Source organism: Paractinoplanes atraurantiacus (assembly GCF_900215205.1).
GTDB lineage: Bacteria > Actinomycetota > Actinomycetes > Mycobacteriales > Micromonosporaceae > Actinoplanes > Actinoplanes atraurantiacus.
This window is the reverse complement of sequence record NZ_OBDY01000015.1, coordinates 60,360-75,069: the sequence shown is the minus strand read 5'-3', so window position 1 is coordinate 75,069 and position 14,710 is coordinate 60,360. Positions and strand designations below refer to the sequence as shown.

Annotated in this window: 17 protein-coding genes; 7 read left to right on the top strand and 10 right to left on the bottom strand. The window is 70.3% G+C overall.

The genetic code is table 11. The features are described from left to right. Positions 1 to 16 precede the first annotated feature (16 nt). On the top strand, positions 17 to 973 hold the full coding sequence (locus CRP55_RS29170; protein WP_097323410.1) for a DUF2804 domain-containing protein: 957 nt from the start codon (positions 17 to 19) through the stop codon (positions 971 to 973). After that, positions 967 to 1,479, top strand: coding sequence for a GNAT family N-acetyltransferase (locus CRP55_RS29165; protein WP_097323407.1), 513 nt, complete (start codon positions 967 to 969; stop codon positions 1,477 to 1,479). The genes CRP55_RS29170 and CRP55_RS29165 overlap by 7 nt, the downstream gene beginning before the upstream one ends. On the opposite strand, the gene CRP55_RS29160 is transcribed toward CRP55_RS29165, so the two are convergent. Then, positions 1,432 to 2,256: a HEAT repeat domain-containing protein gene (locus CRP55_RS29160; protein ID WP_143234967.1), complete on the bottom strand. Its 825-nt coding sequence runs from the start codon at positions 2,254 to 2,256 to the stop codon at positions 1,432 to 1,434. The two genes, CRP55_RS29165 and CRP55_RS29160, sit on opposite strands and share 48 nt — an antisense overlap. Before the next feature lie 60 nt (positions 2,257 to 2,316). Between CRP55_RS29160 and CRP55_RS53295 the strand changes: the two genes are divergently transcribed. Together CRP55_RS53295 and CRP55_RS29150 are read left to right on the top strand one after the other, a co-directional pair. After that, positions 2,317 to 2,916: a DUF998 domain-containing protein gene (locus CRP55_RS53295; protein ID WP_097323403.1), complete on the top strand. Its 600-nt coding sequence runs from the start codon at positions 2,317 to 2,319 to the stop codon at positions 2,914 to 2,916. 45 nt (positions 2,917 to 2,961) lie between these two features. Further along, positions 2,962 to 3,357, top strand: a complete 396-nt coding sequence (locus CRP55_RS29150; protein WP_097323401.1) for a dihydrofolate reductase family protein — start codon at positions 2,962 to 2,964, stop codon at positions 3,355 to 3,357. A 55-nt stretch (positions 3,358 to 3,412) separates the two neighbouring features. Here CRP55_RS29150 and CRP55_RS29145 read toward each other — a convergent pair whose 3' ends face one another. After that, positions 3,413 to 4,267: a hypothetical protein gene (locus CRP55_RS29145; protein ID WP_097323399.1), complete on the bottom strand. Its 855-nt coding sequence runs from the start codon at positions 4,265 to 4,267 to the stop codon at positions 3,413 to 3,415. 215 nt (positions 4,268 to 4,482) lie between these two features. Between CRP55_RS29145 and CRP55_RS29140 the strand changes: the two genes are divergently transcribed. Both CRP55_RS29140 and CRP55_RS29135 read left to right on the top strand, forming a co-directional pair. Further along, positions 4,483 to 5,016 carry a sigma-70 family RNA polymerase sigma factor gene (locus tag CRP55_RS29140; RefSeq protein ID WP_097323397.1) on the top strand — a complete coding sequence of 178 codons (534 nt, stop codon included), beginning with the start codon at positions 4,483 to 4,485 and terminating at the stop codon, positions 5,014 to 5,016. Continuing rightward, positions 5,013 to 5,729, top strand: a complete 717-nt coding sequence (locus tag CRP55_RS29135; RefSeq protein WP_097323395.1) for an anti-sigma factor — start codon at positions 5,013 to 5,015, stop codon at positions 5,727 to 5,729. The genes CRP55_RS29140 and CRP55_RS29135 overlap by 4 nt, the downstream gene beginning before the upstream one ends. On the opposite strand, the gene CRP55_RS29130 is transcribed toward CRP55_RS29135, so the two are convergent. The 8 genes from CRP55_RS29130 to CRP55_RS29095 form a co-directional block, all read right to left on the bottom strand. Continuing rightward, positions 5,726 to 6,343 carry an NADPH-dependent F420 reductase gene (locus CRP55_RS29130; protein ID WP_097323393.1) on the bottom strand — a complete coding sequence of 206 codons (618 nt, stop codon included), beginning with the start codon at positions 6,341 to 6,343 and terminating at the stop codon, positions 5,726 to 5,728. The genes CRP55_RS29135 and CRP55_RS29130 overlap by 4 nt on opposite strands. Before the next feature lie 50 nt (positions 6,344 to 6,393). Continuing rightward, complete coding sequence (locus CRP55_RS29125) at positions 6,394 to 7,722, bottom strand: pectate lyase family protein (RefSeq protein WP_097323390.1); 1,329 nt, start codon at positions 7,720 to 7,722, stop codon at positions 6,394 to 6,396. Between the two features lie 87 nt (positions 7,723 to 7,809). Then, on the bottom strand, positions 7,810 to 8,895 hold the full coding sequence (locus tag CRP55_RS29120) for a pectinesterase family protein (protein WP_097323388.1): 1,086 nt from the start codon (positions 8,893 to 8,895) through the stop codon (positions 7,810 to 7,812). Positions 8,896 to 9,289: 394 nt separating this feature from the next. Beyond that, on the bottom strand, positions 9,290 to 9,832 hold the full coding sequence (locus tag CRP55_RS29115) for a histidine phosphatase family protein (RefSeq protein WP_097323386.1): 543 nt from the start codon (positions 9,830 to 9,832) through the stop codon (positions 9,290 to 9,292). Continuing rightward, the gene (locus CRP55_RS29110; RefSeq protein ID WP_245923446.1) at positions 9,822 to 10,511 is read right to left on the bottom strand and encodes a DUF6807 family protein; all 690 of its coding nucleotides are present in this window, start codon (positions 10,509 to 10,511) and stop codon (positions 9,822 to 9,824) included. The genes CRP55_RS29115 and CRP55_RS29110 overlap by 11 nt, the downstream gene beginning before the upstream one ends. Continuing rightward, positions 10,508 to 11,305 carry a sugar phosphate isomerase/epimerase family protein gene (locus CRP55_RS29105; RefSeq protein WP_097323384.1) on the bottom strand — a complete coding sequence of 266 codons (798 nt, stop codon included), beginning with the start codon at positions 11,303 to 11,305 and terminating at the stop codon, positions 10,508 to 10,510. The genes CRP55_RS29110 and CRP55_RS29105 overlap by 4 nt, the downstream gene beginning before the upstream one ends. Then, the gene (locus CRP55_RS29100) at positions 11,302 to 12,390 is read right to left on the bottom strand and encodes a DUF993 family protein (protein ID WP_097323382.1); all 1,089 of its coding nucleotides are present in this window, start codon (positions 12,388 to 12,390) and stop codon (positions 11,302 to 11,304) included. The genes CRP55_RS29105 and CRP55_RS29100 overlap by 4 nt, the downstream gene beginning before the upstream one ends. Continuing rightward, positions 12,387 to 13,538, bottom strand: a complete 1,152-nt coding sequence (locus CRP55_RS29095) for a Gfo/Idh/MocA family protein (RefSeq protein WP_097323380.1) — start codon at positions 13,536 to 13,538, stop codon at positions 12,387 to 12,389. Before CRP55_RS29095 ends, CRP55_RS29100 begins: the two co-directional genes overlap by 4 nt. 138 nt (positions 13,539 to 13,676) lie before the next feature. On the opposite strand from CRP55_RS29095, the gene CRP55_RS29090 reads away from it, so the two are divergent. After that, entirely contained in the window at positions 13,677 to 14,669 is a 993-nt protein-coding gene (locus CRP55_RS29090) for a LacI family DNA-binding transcriptional regulator (protein ID WP_097323378.1), read from the top strand. Positions 14,670 to 14,710 lie beyond the last annotated feature (41 nt).

The window sequence follows — 14,710 nt, the reverse complement described above, 5'->3', positions numbered from 1 at the left end:
GCTATAGCCTGCGGAGGTGATCGAGGAGCGCGAGCTCACCGCCGAGGTCGACCTCTGCCGCCCCGACGGCCGCCTGAACCCGGACGCCGTCGGCTGGACCCGCCGCCCGTTGCACCGCGCCAACCTGCGCGGCTGGGGCCGCGGAAAACGCTGGGAATACTGGGGAATCGTCACCCCCAGCCACATCGTGGGAGTGGTCGTCTCCTCCCTCGACTACGCCGGCGTCCACGGCATCTATGTGCTCGACCGGGTCAGCGGCCGCGAGACCCGGGCCGACGCCACGGTCCTGCTCGACCGAGCGACGGTCCTGCCCGACCGCAGCGGGTCCGGCCGGGTGTCGGCCCACGCCGGCGACCTGCGCATCGAGATCGACCCGGCGCACCTGAAGGCGTCCGCCCCCGGCATCGAGCTCGATCTGGTCATCGAGAAGGGTGGCGAGTCGCTCGGCGTGGTCGTCCCGTTCAGCGACCGCCTGTTCCAGTACACGGTCAAGGACGTCGGCCGCCCGGTGAGCGGCACGCTGCGCTTGTCCGGCACCGAATACCCCGTACCCCGGGAACGCTCTTTCGCCGTCCTCGACCACGGCCGGGGCCGCTGGCCCTACGCGGTGACCTGGAATTGGGCCGCCGGCGCCGGACCCGGCCGAGCGATCCAGCTGGGCGGCCGCTGGACCGACGGCACCGGCTCCACCGAGAACGCCGTCTTCGTCGACGGCCGCCTCCACAAAATCAGCGAGGACCTCACCTGGGAGTACTCGGATTGGCTCGGCCCGTGGCGCATCCACGGCGAGCGGGCCGACGTCCGCTTCGAGCCCTTCCACGAACGCGTGGCCCGCACCAACCTCGCCGTCCTGTCCTCCGAGACCCACCAGTGCTTCGGCCACTTCACAGGTTGGGCCCTGGACGACCACGACAAGAAGGTCGACCTCGACGGCCTCACAGGTTGGGCCGAGGAGGCCCGAAACCGATGGTGAGCCTGCGTCCGCTGACCGCCTCCGACTACCCAGCGGTCCACAGCTGGGCCCAATTGCCCGAGGTCTGCCGCTTCCAGACGTGGGGCCCCAACACCCTCGCCGAGTCACAGAGTTTCACCACGATCGCCGCGCGGGCTTGGGCCCAAACCCCACAAACGCGTTTCCCGTACGCCGTGAAAGCCGCCGGCCACACAGTAGGCACCGCTGAGCTCAAGCTCCGAGACCCCCACCAGGCCGAGATCTCCTACCTGATCCACCCAGCGCACCAGGGCCAGGGCTTGGCCACAGCCGCCGCCACCCGCCTGCTGAACCTGGCCTTCCACACGTTCGGCCGCCACCGCGTCTACGCGACCTGCGACCCGAGAAACGCCGCCTCGGCCCGGGTCCTCACCAAGCTGGGCATGACCCACGAGGGCCGCCTCCGAGAAACCCTCCTCCTGCGAGACGGCTGGCGAGACTCAGACCTCTACGCCATCCTCACCCACGAGTGGCCCGCCCGGACCTGACCCCGCGCCACGCAGGACGGACAAGCCGACGGCGGCGCGGGTCCGGGCCCAATGATTGGTGTCGGTGAGCAGACTCCGCAGGGCCTCGGCGGCGGCGTCGTGGGACTCGGGTCTCGGTGCGGCCAGGCGGACGATCGCCTCGCCCACGATCGAGCGGACCGCGCTCGACGGGTCGGCGGCCATCGGAATCAGGAGATCCAGCATCGACGCCGGGCCGGACCAGCCCAGGCGGATCACGGCCTCGCGGCGGACCCACTCGTCTGAGTCGCGCAGCGCCTCGACCGCGATCTCTCTCAGGGCCGCGTCGTCGGACAATCCGGTGAGGGTCTGCCGCCGGGTCGACGGGTCAGGGCCGGCCATGCCCTGACGGATCAGACCGAGATCGTCCGGGCCGGCGATGGCGCCGAGCGCCCACAGGCCGGCTCGGTGCAGGTCCGGGTCGGAACTGGCGACGGCGGCGAGAACCGTGGAGCGGCAACCCGCCGGATCCTCGGAGAGCGCACGGCCCACACTCAGCCGGAGCATCTCCGGGTCCTCGAAGTGCTCGTCTCGGAGGACCGGAGCCAGGATGGCCAGCAGCAGCGGAACGGCCTGTGAGCCCTCGACGCCGACCAGAATTCGCGCCATCAGGCCGGCCCCATGCCAGTCGGAGGCGTCGGCGAAGCGCTGCGCCGCCGCGCGCGCCGGGGCGATCAGGGAACGGTCGCCGCTGGCTGCCAGCTCCAGCACGTGGGGGTATGGGTCGTCGTGGGCGAGGACCTCGTCGAGGGTCAGCACGGCCACACTCTGGCCGGTCGCCCGCGCGGCGGCAACCCTGACGTGATCATGATGGTGGGGATGACCCGTACCCGTCTGCTCGCCGTCGCCTCCGCCCTTGCCGTCACCGGGGGTGCCGTCACCATGCTGGTCGCCCTCGTCGCCGCGCCCGGATCCTGGCTGCTCGGCTACGTCAGTGAGGCCGGCACCGCCGGTGTGCCCTTCGCGATCCCGTATCGCATCGGCCTGGTCACCCTCGCCGCCGGCGTCGCTCTCCTCGGCGCCGCCGTCCGGGTCCCGCTGGCCTCGCCGGCCCTCTTCGCCGCCGCCGGTCTCGCCGCCGTCTCCGGCGTCGTGCCCTGCACCAACCGATGCCCACTGCCGCCCTACGAGCCGACCACGCCCGCCGATGTCGTCCACGCGTCCGCCACGATCCTCGGCATGCTCACGCTCGCTGCCGCCATGGCTTCGATTTGGTGGTACGCCAGTGAGCGCACCCTGAAACACCTGGCCGCCGTCGGCGTCGCGCTGACCGTCCCGCTCGGCGGCGCCCTCGGCCTCACCATGCTCCTCGCCGGCCGCGGCACCCTCGGCGCCACCCTGGAACGCCTCCTGCTGGCCGAGGCGGTCGTCTGGCTGGTCGGCACCGCGCTGGTGTCAATGCGCCCCAAGAGCACATAGACTGATTGCACTTTGCAAGCGGTCCCCACGGATGGAGCACCGGGCATGGGCAAGCTGATCTATTCGATGATCACCTCGGTCGACGGCTACGTCAGCGACCGGAACGGCGACTTCGGCTGGAGCGCCCCGGACGAGGAGTCCCACCGCTTCATCGGCGAGCGCACCCGCGCCGTCGGCACCTATCTCATGGGCCGCCGCATGTATGAGGTGATGTCCTACTGGGAGGCCATCGACCCGGCCGAGCCCGAGGTCATGCACGAGTTCGCCGGCGTGTGGCAGGCCGCCGGCCTGGTCGACGAGTATCAGCTCATCCTTGCCCCGGCCCTGGTCGGCGGCGGAACCGCCTTCTTCCCGCCGCAGGTGCGCGCCGGCCTGGAGCTGCTCGAGAGTCACGTGTTCGGCAACGGCGTGGTCTTCCTCCGGTACGCCGTCCGCACATGACACGCCCGGTGACGGCGGGTGCCGTCACCGGGCGTACCCCCGATGGGTGAAAAGCTCAGTTGGTGGTGGTGCTGCTCGGCTTGGCGGGCGTGTTGGAGGTCTTGCCGCCGTCGGGCTTGATGGCGAACCACTTGCCGTTGAGGCCCTGGCCGTTGAGGTCGCCGGGCTTGGCGTCGGCGACGAAGTAGTAGACCGGCCAGCCGTTGATCGTCACCTGGCAGTGGCCGTCGGCGCGCTCGACGTAGCCGACGATCTGCGGGTCGACGCCGTCCGGGAAGATCTTGCCGGGCGACTTGATGAGCAGGGGCGGCCAGGCGGTCGCGCAGTCGCCGTTGCAGTTGGACTTCGGCGGCTTGTTGGTGTCGTTGTCGAAGCGGTAGAGCGTGCGGCCGGCGCCGTCGGTCACGTGCGGGCCGATGCCGCCGTCCTCGGTCACGTTGAGCTCGACGGTCTTGCTGCCGGCCGTGCGCGACTTGGGCGGGGTGATGTCCTGCTGGGACGGACCACTGAAGATCTTGACCCACTTCTGCGTCTTCGCCACCGTGGGGGAGGGAGCGGGGGTGGGCTGCTCGGCCGTGTCTGAATCAGCGGCGCCCGAATTGTCGGCATCGGAGTCGGCGGCGCCGGAATCGTCGGCGTTGGGGTCGGAGGCGTTCTCATCGGCCGCGCCCGCGCTGGTCGCATCCGACGGGGAAGGGTCGGCCTGCTCGACGCCCGCACCGGGAAGGTCCTCCTGCTGCGGATCCGGGCCCTGCGGGTTCAGCGGCGCCTCGGAACCCGTCACCGCCACCGGCACCGCGTCCGCCGCCGCCGGGGGCGCGGAGTTGCCGGCCTGGTTGCCGCAGGCCGCCACGCTCGCCAGCCCGGCGATCATGGCGGCGACGTAGATCGTCCTGCTCCGCTTCATCATGGCTGTCTCCCGTGTAGAGAACCGTCGAATGCCCTCCACACGTCACCGCCGCGGGGAGCGGTTCACCGGGTTGTGCCACTTCTTAGAAAATCTTGATCCGGGGAGCCACCCGCCGCGTACTCCCGGTAGCCGCGGCACAGTACTTTCATCGATGTCGTCTTCGACTTCAGACCCGTACGAAGCGGCGCGAGAAGGTGCCGCGGGGAGAGAGACGGATGCCGTCCAGCAGAACCAGACCACACCGGGAGGTGGCCGATGAAGCACTGGTCAGATCACTGTTCCAGGAACACGGCCGGGCCATGCTCGCGTACGCCACGCAGCTGACCAGAGACCGCGCCGCCGCCGAGGACGTGGTCCAGGAGGCGCTCGTGCGCGCCTGGCGGCACCCGGACAGCCTGAACAACGGGAAGGGCTCCGTGCGCGGCTGGCTGCTCACGGTCGTACGCAATATCGTGCTGGACCAGATCCGGGCCCGGAACCGTCGTCCCCCCGAGGTGGGCGAAAGCCCGCCGGACGCCGCGGTCGAGGGCGACCACGCCGACCAGGTCGTCACGTCGATGGTCGTGGTGGACGCGCTGAGCAAGCTCTCCAACGAGCATCGTGAAGTGCTCGAACAGGTCTATCTCCGCGGTAACACGGTGGCCGAGGCCGCCGAGGCGCTCGGCATCCCCCCGGGCACAGTGAAATCTCGCTCCTTCTACGCGTTGCGGGCCCTGCGCGAGGCCGGCACGGAACGGTTGGCATCATGACGGCGCCGGAGAGCGCGAACCCCCCGACCAACGACCACGTCGACCTGGCCGGATATCTGATGGAGATGCTCACGCCGGAGCAGAAGGCGGCGGCCGACGAGCATCTGGCCGCGTGCGCCGAGTGCCGCGAGGAGATCGAGTCGCTGCGCGAGTGGTCGGCCCAGCTCGGCGAGGTGCCCGAGGCGATGCTGCTCGACGGCCCGCCCGACGACGCCGACCTGCTGCTGCAAAGGACGCTTCGGCAGGTACGGACGGAGAGCGCGGGCAGGCGCCATCGGCGGTGGGCCTCGGTGACGTCCATCGCGGCCGTCGCCGTGGCCATCGCGGTGGCCGGCGGCCTGGTGGTGGGCCGGCAGACCGCGCCCTCGGCGGAGCCGATCGCGCAGGCCACGACCTCGGCCCCGGCCGGTGCGCGCACGGGCTCGGCGACCGACGCCACGACCGGCGCGAAGATGGACGCGACGGTGCTCCCGGCGGCCGGCTGGGTGCGAGTGAGCGCGACGGTCGGCGGCATCCCCGCGGGCGAGAAATGCGTGCTCGAGGTCGTCGGCAAGGACGGCACCCCCGCGGTCGCGGGCAGCTGGCTGGTGTCGCCCGCCGGCGAGGCCGACGGGACGACCCTGAGTGGGAGCGCTCTGATCGACCCCGCCGACGTTGCTTCCGTACGGGTGGTGAACACCACCGGAAAGCAGTTCGTGACCGTGCCGGTCTAGCGCAGGACGGTCATCGCTTCCGCGAGAGCATCGGTCGCGTCGAAGATGTCGACCGGGTTGTGCTGCAGAGGCCCGCCCGGCTCGGTGAGCCGGGCGGTGCCGGCGCCGCCCGCGTAGAACGGCGCGAAGCCCATGTCCCGGATGAGCAGCGTGGTCGCCTTGCGGGCGTCCGTGTGGTCGGTGCAGACGAACTCGGCCAGCAGCGGATCGTGGCCCCGGCGGTCACTGAGCACCGAGGTGGGCAGCGTGTTGAGCGCCTTGGCCCAGTGCGCCTCGGGCGCCCAGGAGATGAGCTGCTCGAAGCCGCTCGGTGCCCCGTCCAGGACGGGGACGACCGGGTTCGTCACGTCGATGATGATCTTGCCGTTGAGGGTGCCTCCGGCCAGATCGATCGCCTCATGTGCGGTTTCCCATGGAGGGGCGAAAAGGACGATGTCGGCGAACGACACCGCTTCCGCGACCGGCATGGCGACGCCGTGGCCGCCGAGATGGTCGACCACGTCGCCCAGCCGCTCCGGATGCCGTGACGTGACCGCTACGTCGTGGCCGCTCTCCGCGCACCACTCGGCGAGCGTTGCGCCGAGCTGACCTGCCCCGATGACGCCGATGTGCATGAAGACAGGGTGCCTCGCCGAATCGACGCAGGAGAGGAGAACCGGCAATTTCAGCGGTACAGCCGCCGGATGCCGGCCCCGGCCGCCACGAGCACCGGCACGGCCCAGGCCGGGTCGAGGCGAGGGCGCAGCGTGGGGGTCCAGCCCGCGTCGGGGCTCAGGTCCGGGTCGTACGCCTCGTTGTAGGCCCCTATGAGGTCGACCGGCTTGGGCGTACGGCCGGAAATCTGCACCAGGTTTCCCCGCGTGGTGATGCGGGTGCCCTTCCAGTACGCGATGACGTCGGCCGGCGTGATGTCGGCGCTGAGCCGGAAGTAGTTGTTCTCGGCGTAGATGCTCGACTCGACGCCGACCCCGAGCGAGTAGATGTACTCCTCGTCGGTGGCCACGTAGAGGTTGTCGTAGACGTCGACCTGACCGAAGCGCACCCGCGGGGCCCGCTGGATGACGTTGCCGAACCGGTTGTGGTGCACGGTGACGCGCAGCTTGCCGACGTCGACGCCCGGGGTGTCGGTCGAGCCGATCAGCATGGTCTTGTCGTGGTCGTAGTAGTCGTTCCACGAGACGGTGATCAGGTCGGAGCCCCGGATGAAGTCGGTGGCGCCGTCGTGCACCTGGTAGGGCCGCCCGAAGTGCAGGGGCTGGTCGGCGTCGTGGTTGTTGCCGTCGCTGAACGTGTTGTGGTCGATCCAGACGTTGCTGGCGCCGCTGAGCGAGACCAGGTCGTAGAGCGAGTTCCAGTTGCCGGCCGACCCGTCGGTCGGATCCCAGGCTGGGAAGCAGTCGGCGGCGTCGGTGACCTCCAGGTTGCGGACGATCACGTTGCTCACGTTGGTGAGCACCAGGCTGCCGTGCTCGAGCCGGGCCCCGTTGACCCCGACGATGGTCGTGTTGCTGCCGACGTTGATTTTGACCTGTTCACCCTGCACACGGGCCGACCGGACCCGGGCGTCCTCGAGCGGCCCGGACGGCTTGGTGGCCCGCCCCCAGACCGCGGGGTCATAGGCGGCGAGGAACGCGTCGAGGTCGTACGCCGGATCGGCGAAGTCGTCGCAGCTCTTGCCCTCGCGCAGATCGATCCGCCCACTGACGACCACGATCTTCGGCGTGGCGTTCTGCCCGTTCGTGGCCGCGTCACCGCCCAGGGCCGCGATGAGCTCGGCCCGGTTGCGCACCACCGCGACGTGCGCGTCATCGGCGGCCGACCCGCCGCTGGTCCCGGCCCCGGCGGCCGCCCAGCCGTCGTCGGCGGGCAGCGTCTGCCGGGCCAGTTGCAGCGCGTTCTTGGGCACGGCGCCGCCGCTGTGCGCGGCGGCGGGCGGCGCGGCGGCGAGAGAGACGAGGATGGCGAGGCCGGCGACGGCAGCGAATCTGGGCATGACAACTCCGCGTTGAGGTGCAGGAAAGCGCTTGCCAGCGACGCTCCCACGGGTGGTGAAGGTCGTCAATGGATCGGGCAACGCAGGTTATTTGCAAAGATCGGGTGCCCAGCCGTCGGTGCCTCGGAGGAAGGCGGCCGGCGTGGCGGCGGCGGCCTCCGCGTGAGTGAGCTGAGGACGATCCGCGCTGACGATCGCGCCCGGTCCGTAGTTGCGGAATTCGGCGAAACGGGCGTCGCGCCACGGCCACGTGCCGAAGTCGCTCCATGCCGTGGCCCCGATGTGGGCGCCGATGTACGACTCGCGGATCACGGTCTGCCCGATCGCCGCCGGGTCGTTGCTCGGATGCCACGGCCGCCCGAGGAAGACCGACCCGTCGGGCGCGTCCGAGGTGAACCGGGTACGGGTGAAGAGCAACCCGTGCGGGTTGGTGATCGAGGTGCTCGGCGCGGTCACGTAGCCGGCCGGCGTCGAGGCGCGGTCGAGCGAGTGGACGCGGCAGCGTTCGAAGACCGCCGTGGCCCGCCCGAAGATGAAGTCGACGTCCCCTTCCACGTAGCAGTCCCGGAAATAGGCGCGGGCGATCGTCGCGGCGTCGGCGCTGTTGACGTAGAGCGTGTCCTGGTTACCGAGGAACCGCACATCACGAAACTCGACCCGGTCGGCCCGGGTCAGCACGGCGACCGCCTGCCGGTTGGTGATCTCCGGATGGGCGGCCTCGTCGAACAGGTTGGCGAACGTCAGATTCCGCGCCCGAAAGCCGGCCCCGTCGATCGTCACCGAGGCGCTGCCGGTCGTCCCCCAGGTGCCCCCGTCCGGCTTGGGCGTGCCGTTCGCCCGATCGTCGGCGATCACCACATCCCGCGGCCGCCGCCCCAGCCCGTACAGCGTGATCCCCGGCTTGCCGGCCGGAACCACCACCTGCCCGTGATAGACCCCGGGCCGCACCCCGATGACCACGTCCCCGCCCGCCGAGGCATCGATGGCCGCCTGAACCGAGACGAAGTCCCCGCTCCCGTCGGCCGCCACGACGACACGCTGTTGTGCGTCGTGGTGCGGTGTGCCGCTTGTTGAAGGTGCGGCAAACGCACCACTCGGCTCGGTGGCGACCACCCCGGCCGAGGTGACCGTGATCGCACCGGCCGAGAGCCGAAGAAACGTCCGTCTGCGCATGCCGCACCGTCCAAACTGCCTGAGGTAAGGGCTTTCCTGTCGGCACGCTAGGCAAGTCGATAGGCGAACGTCAATGAGTAACGGCATTCCTGCAAACGATCCGTTCGGCCTCACCGGATCACCCCAGATGAGAGCCATGATCTGCAACAAGCCCTCACCCGGCTGAAACGGCCACCCAAATCGCCGGCTGGCCGCCCGAAGCCCTCCGGCGATGCTCAACCCGTTCGGCGACACTGGACATTTCGCCTGTGGACAGCGCGCGGCCGGGTCGTCGGCTCGAAGGGCACCCCAGGAGGACGCTCTCGGGCGAGGGGCGAGGGGCGAGGGGCGAGGGGCGAGGGGCGAGGGGCGAGGGGCGAGGGGCGAGGGGCGAGGGGCCGTGGAAGGTGGCTGGTCAGCGTTTCTCTTGCTGGAGTCGGTACTCCCAGCCTTCGCGCCAGTTGAAGTCGGTGGTGGCCAGTTTCTCCAGTGGGATGCCGTCGAGCAGGTGGTCCAAGGCCCAGCGGGTGGCCACGTGGCCTATGACGAGGATGCGGGTGTTGTTCCAGCGGGTCGGTACGTCGGTCAGGAAGCGGCCGGCTCGTTCCACCGCCTGGCGCCAGCTCTCGCCGCCCGGGAACGGGACGTCGATGTGGTTCTGCTTGTGCAGGTCGGCGGCTGGAGTGCCGTTCAAAGAGCCGTAGTCGCACTCTCGAAGGCGCCAGTCGTGCAGGATCGGGATCGGGCTGCCGGCGAAGGCGATCTCGGCCGTCTCCACGGCGCGGCGCAGGTCCGAGGTGAAGACCGCGGCTATGCCGTCGTCGCCGCGGCGGGCGCCCAGCTCGGCGGCCAGTGAACGGCCGCGGGGGGACAGGCGGCCGGGGAGCCAGCCCGTGGCCAGGCCCCGGTCGTTGTCCTCGCTCCAGGAATGGGTCTCGAAGACGATCTCAGTGGACATCCTCTATGCGTACACGAATGTCGCGGTGAAGGGTCTCCCCGGCGGGGATGACCAAGGGGTCGGTGAAGGCCAGGGCCGCGCAGACGCCGATGTAGTCGTCGGTGCGCAGGAACCAGCGGTCGGCGTCGCGTAAGCCGCTGAACGTGAGGCGATAGGAGTCGGTGGTCAGGGTCAGCGAAGGGTCGGCGCTGCCGTTCTCGGCTGAGGCGAAAGCCTTGCCGGGCGGGCAGCGCCAGAAGAAGCCGCCGTAGCCGGCGCCTCCGGTGCGGCCGTTCGTGGCGGGACTCCCCAACGTGACGGTGGAGGGGGCCGTCAAGGCGTACGAGAAAGAAAGCTCCCAACCGCCAGATGAGGGAGTCGCGGCAATCCGCCGGCGTTCGGTCAAAAGCGTGCGGCCCTCGCCGTCCTCCCAGACCAGGTCCTCCGGGGACGTATGGCGGATGCGGCCGTGGTCCTCGCGCCAGACGTAGCCCTCGCCGCGGACGAAAGTGCGGCCGCCCCACAGGTTCCAGCCGTTGACGTCGGCGACGGTGAGGGAGGCGCCGAGATGCCACGGGTGGTCGAACGGCAGCGTGTCGGTGACGACCGTGCCCTTCAGCGTGCGGACCGGATGCAGGTACGGGCGGGGGCCGAGCCGGATGTCCAGGTCCGGCTCGGACACGTAGTCGTACAGATTCACGAGACGGCCGCCCGATATCCCTCGTACGCCTCGGCGAGGACCTCGGCCCCGGGGCGCGACCACACGTCGGAGTGGAACACCTCGACCTCGACCCAGCCGTCGTAGCCGGCGTCGGCGACCGCGCGGTGGAAGCGGCGCATGTCGACCGATCCGGTGCCGGGCAGGCCGCGGCCGAGCAGCACGCCCTCGGGCAGCGGGGTGATCCAGTCGGCCAGCTGGAAGGCGGCGATGCGCGGGCCGGCGTCGGCGATGCCCTGCCACACTTTGTCGTCCCACCACAGGTGGTACGTGTCGATGACGACGCCGACCGCCTCGACCGGATAGGGCGCGGCCAACTGCAGCGCCTGGTCCAATGTGGAAACGACGCAGCGGTCGGAGCAGAACATCGGGTGCAGCGCCTCGATGGCCAGCCGCACACCGGCGTTGCGGGCGTCCGGCACGAGCGCGCCGATCGCGTCGCCGACGTGGCGCCGGGCGCCGTCGAGGTCGCGGCTGGTGCCGGGCAGGCCGCCGCTGACGAGCACGAGCGTGTCGGTGCCGAGCGTGGCCGCCTCGTCGATGGCGCGCCGGTTCTCGTCGTACCAGCCGGCCTCGTGGAAGAAGCCGCTGCGGCACAGCGACGACACGGTCAAACCCGCGTCTCGCATGAGCTTGGCGGTTTTTTCGAGGCCGTACGCGGCCACGTCCTCCCGCCAGAGCCCGACCGCGGCCACGTCGGCGGCGACGCATCCGGCCACCAGATCCTCCAGCGGCCACCGTTTCGTGGTGGCCTGATTGAGCGAGAACCCCTTCATCGGCTCATCCCCACAGTCGTGAGCCACGCGCCGGCGCGATGGGTGGCGAGGTCGGCGTCGGGCAGGATGCCGGCCTCGTCGGCCAGCCGCATCAGCGCGAGCAGGTGCCGCGGCGAGCGTCCGGACTGGGCGCCGTTGACCATCGTGAAGTGGTCCTGGTGGCCGGCCAGCCAGTTGAGGAAGACGATGCCGGTCTTGTAGTGGTAGGTCGGCGCCGCGAACAGGTGCCGGGCCAAAGGCAAAGTCGGACCCAGGATTTGCTCGTACGTGGTGACGTCGCCCCCGTCCAGCGCGCGGAACGCCGCGGCGGCGGGTGGGGCGATCACGGCCAGCACGCCGAGCAGGGCCTCGGAGTGGCCCCGGTCGTCGCCGAGGATCAGGGACGGGTAGTTGAAGTCGTCGCCGGTGTACATGCGTACACCCTCGGGAAGTTGGCGGCGGAGCTCGACCTCGTAATCGGCGTCCAGCAACGAGATTTTGATGCCTTCGACCTTCGCGGCGTGCTCCTGGATGATGTCGAGCACCGTGTCGTCGCCGCCCCAGTAGCCGGCCAGCAGCGGGTCGAAGGCCTCGCCGAGCCAGTGCAGCAGGACCGGATCGTCCGATTGGGACAGAAGCGTGCCGTAGACACGGCGGTAGTCGTCGGCGTCGCGGGCGGCCGCGGCGAGGTGCCGGGAGCACATGATGACCGGGGTGGCACCGGCCTCGCGGACGTCGCTCAACTGTTCCAGGTACGCCTTGGTGATGTCGTCGATGGTGGCCGGGCCGGCCGGAAGCTGGTCGGTGCCAACGCCGGCGACGATGGGGCCGGTTGCTTCGGCGGCACTCCGTCTGATCAACTCGCGAGTGGCCGGATAATCGAGGCCTGCTCCGCGCTGTGCCGTGTCCATCGCCTCGGCAACGCCGAAACCGTGGTCCCACAGGTGGTGCCGGAAGCGCAGCGTGGTGTCCCAGTCGAGGGCCGCCGGGGCGCCCGGAATGTTCTCGGCGCTTGGATCCGCGGTCACTGGTGCGGCCGCATAGGCGATGCGAGATCGGAAATTTCGCTTTAGTCGGAATTGCTCACCATAGCCGCTGAAGATCATCGGTCGAGCTCCGGGATCTCCAAGCGGCGACCTTCTCGCGACGACTGCAAGCCCAGCTCGGCCACCTGGACGCCGCGCGCGCCCGCCCACAGATCGCCGGTGTACGGGGCGTCTTCGGCGACGTACAACAAGAACTGCTCCCATTGCGCGCGGAAGCCGTTGGCGAAGATCTCGTTGTCGGGCACCTGCTGCCACTGGTCGCGGAAGCGTTGCGCCGTCGGCACATCGGGGTCCCAGACCGGCTTGGGCGTCGCCGCGCGCGGCTGCACGCGGCAGTGGTGCAGGCCCGCGACAGCGCTGCCGTGCGTGCCGTCGACCTGGAACTCGACGAGCTCGTCGCGGTTGACCCGCACCGCCCATGAGCTGTTGATCTGGGCCATGATGCCGCCGTCGAGCTCGAACAGCCCGTAGACCGCGTCGTCGGCCGTCGCGTCGTACGGCGAACCGCTCTCGTCCCAGCGCCGGTCGATGTGTGTCACCGAGCGGGCGGTCACGGCTCGTACCGGCCCGAAGATCTGCTCCAGCACGTAGTGCCAATGCGGGAACATGTCGAGCGTGATGCCGCCGCCGTCCGCCGCCCGGTAATTCCACGACGGCCGCTGCGCGGACTGCCAGTCACCCTCGAAGACCCAATAACCGAATTCCCCGCGTACGGAGAGAATGCGCCCGAAGAAGCCGCCCTGCACCAGCCGCGCGAGCTTGCGCAGGCCGGGCAGGAACAGCTTGTCCTGCACCACGCCGTGCTTGACGCCGGCCGCGTCGGCGAACCGGGCCAGCTCGACCGCCTCGCCGAGGCTCTCGGCCACCGGCTTCTCGGTGTAGATGTGCTTGCCGGCCTCGATGGCCTGGCGCAGCGCCTTGACCCGGGCGCTGGTGACCTGGGCGTCGAAGTAGACGTGGACGTCGGGCCGGGCGAGCGCGCCCGGCACGTCGGTGGTCCACTGGGTGAGACCGTGCCGGTCGGCGAGGGCGCGGAGCTTGGCCTCGCTGCGCCCGGCGAGGATCGGCTCGGGCCAGAGCACGGTGCCGTCGCGCAGCGGCAGACCCCCGTCCTCGCGGATCGCGAGGATCGAGCGGATCAGGTGCTGCCGCAGGCCCATCCGGCCGGTGACGCCGTTCATGACGATGCCGATGGTGGTTCGATCCATGCTGGTTGCCTCCGGGGCCTTGAAAAGTCCTGAGGTAAGCGCTTTCCTGAGACCGTACTCGGCGTGCTGCCGAGCGGGCAAGAGCGCGGGCGGTATCCTCCGGGCAACTGTCGGTGCCGTCGTGACGTGAGGAGGCTTATGGCGACCCTGGCCGATGTCGCACGCCACGCCGGAGTGTCCACCGCGACCGCGTCCCGCATCATCAACGGCAGTCCGAAACCGGTCACCGAGGAGCTGCGCGCCCGCGTCCTGGCCGCGGTGGCCGAGCTGCGCTACGTGCCCAACGCGCACGCCCAGATGCTGGCCAGGTCGAACCGGAACGCGGTGGGCGTGATCGTCCACGACGTCTCCGACCCGTACTTCGCCGAGATCACCCGGGGCCTGCAGCGCGTGGCCACGGCCAACGGCCGCCTGGTCATCATCTGCAACAGCTTCCGCGACCCCGGCCGCGAGATGGAATACATCGACCTGCTCCACGCCCACCAGGTGGCGGCCATCGTGATCGCCGGCTCGGGCTACCTGGACAGCACGGCGGCCTCAGAGCTGGACGACCGCATGCGCGCCTTCGAGGCCACCGGCGGCCGCATCGCCGTGATCGGCCGCCACCAGCACCCCGGCGACGCGGTCCTGCCCGACAACGAGGAGGGCGGCTACCTGGCCGGCCGCCACCTGTTCGAGCTGGGCCACAGGGCGATCGCCGCCATCGCCGGCCCGCCGTCGCTGACCACGACGGTCGACCGCCTGGCCGGCCTGCACCGGGCCGCCACCGAGCAGGGCGCCACGATCCACGTGACCCATTCCGACTTCACCCGCGACGGCGGCGAGGCCATCACGGCCAAGCTGCTGGCCGAGGATCCTTCCGTGACGGCGATCGCCGCCCTGAACGACTCGATGGCCGTGGGCGCCCTGGCCGCCATGCGCGCGGCCGGCCGCCGCCTGAGCGTCATCGGCTTCGACGACATGCCGATCGCCCGCGACGTGACCCCCGCCCTGACCTCGGTCCGCCTGCCGTTGACCGAATTGGGCGAGCGAGCCATGACCCTGGCCCTCGACCCGGCCGCCGACGGCACCCCACGCACCGAACACGTCCCGGCCGAGCTGATCCTCCGCGAGAGCACCTGGTCGCCCTAGTCGGGCGCAGGTCCCCGCGAAGAACGAGACGGTTGCCCTGG

Excerpts from the sequence above, each read along its gene's own strand:
- CRP55_RS29125 (WP_097323390.1), bottom strand. The coding sequence starts at position 7,722 with ATGCCCAGATTCGCTGCCGTCGCCGGCCTCGCCATCCTCGTCTCTCTC.
- CRP55_RS29120 (WP_097323388.1), bottom strand. The coding sequence starts at position 8,895 with ATGCGCAGACGGACGTTTCTTCGGCTCTCGGCCGGTGCGATCACGGTC.
- CRP55_RS29145 (WP_097323399.1), bottom strand. The coding sequence starts at position 4,267 with ATGATGAAGCGGAGCAGGACGATCTACGTCGCCGCCATGATCGCCGGG.
- CRP55_RS29115 (WP_097323386.1), bottom strand. The coding sequence starts at position 9,832 with ATGTCCACTGAGATCGTCTTCGAGACCCATTCCTGGAGCGAGGACAAC.
- CRP55_RS29140 (WP_097323397.1), top strand. The coding sequence starts at position 4,483 with ATGCCGTCCAGCAGAACCAGACCACACCGGGAGGTGGCCGATGAAGCA.
- CRP55_RS29105 (WP_097323384.1), bottom strand. The coding sequence starts at position 11,305 with ATGAAGGGGTTCTCGCTCAATCAGGCCACCACGAAACGGTGGCCGCTG.
- CRP55_RS29090 (WP_097323378.1), top strand. The coding sequence starts at position 13,677 with ATGGCGACCCTGGCCGATGTCGCACGCCACGCCGGAGTGTCCACCGCG.
- CRP55_RS29150 (WP_097323401.1), top strand. The coding sequence starts at position 2,962 with ATGGGCAAGCTGATCTATTCGATGATCACCTCGGTCGACGGCTACGTC.
- CRP55_RS29095 (WP_097323380.1), bottom strand. The coding sequence starts at position 13,538 with ATGGATCGAACCACCATCGGCATCGTCATGAACGGCGTCACCGGCCGG.
- CRP55_RS29165 (WP_097323407.1), top strand. The coding sequence starts at position 967 with ATGGTGAGCCTGCGTCCGCTGACCGCCTCCGACTACCCAGCGGTCCAC.
- CRP55_RS29100 (WP_097323382.1), bottom strand. The coding sequence starts at position 12,390 with ATGATCTTCAGCGGCTATGGTGAGCAATTCCGACTAAAGCGAAATTTC.
- CRP55_RS29130 (WP_097323393.1), bottom strand. The coding sequence starts at position 6,343 with ATGCACATCGGCGTCATCGGGGCAGGTCAGCTCGGCGCAACGCTCGCC.
- CRP55_RS29135 (WP_097323395.1), top strand. The coding sequence starts at position 5,013 with ATGACGGCGCCGGAGAGCGCGAACCCCCCGACCAACGACCACGTCGAC.
- CRP55_RS53295 (WP_097323403.1), top strand. The coding sequence starts at position 2,317 with ATGACCCGTACCCGTCTGCTCGCCGTCGCCTCCGCCCTTGCCGTCACC.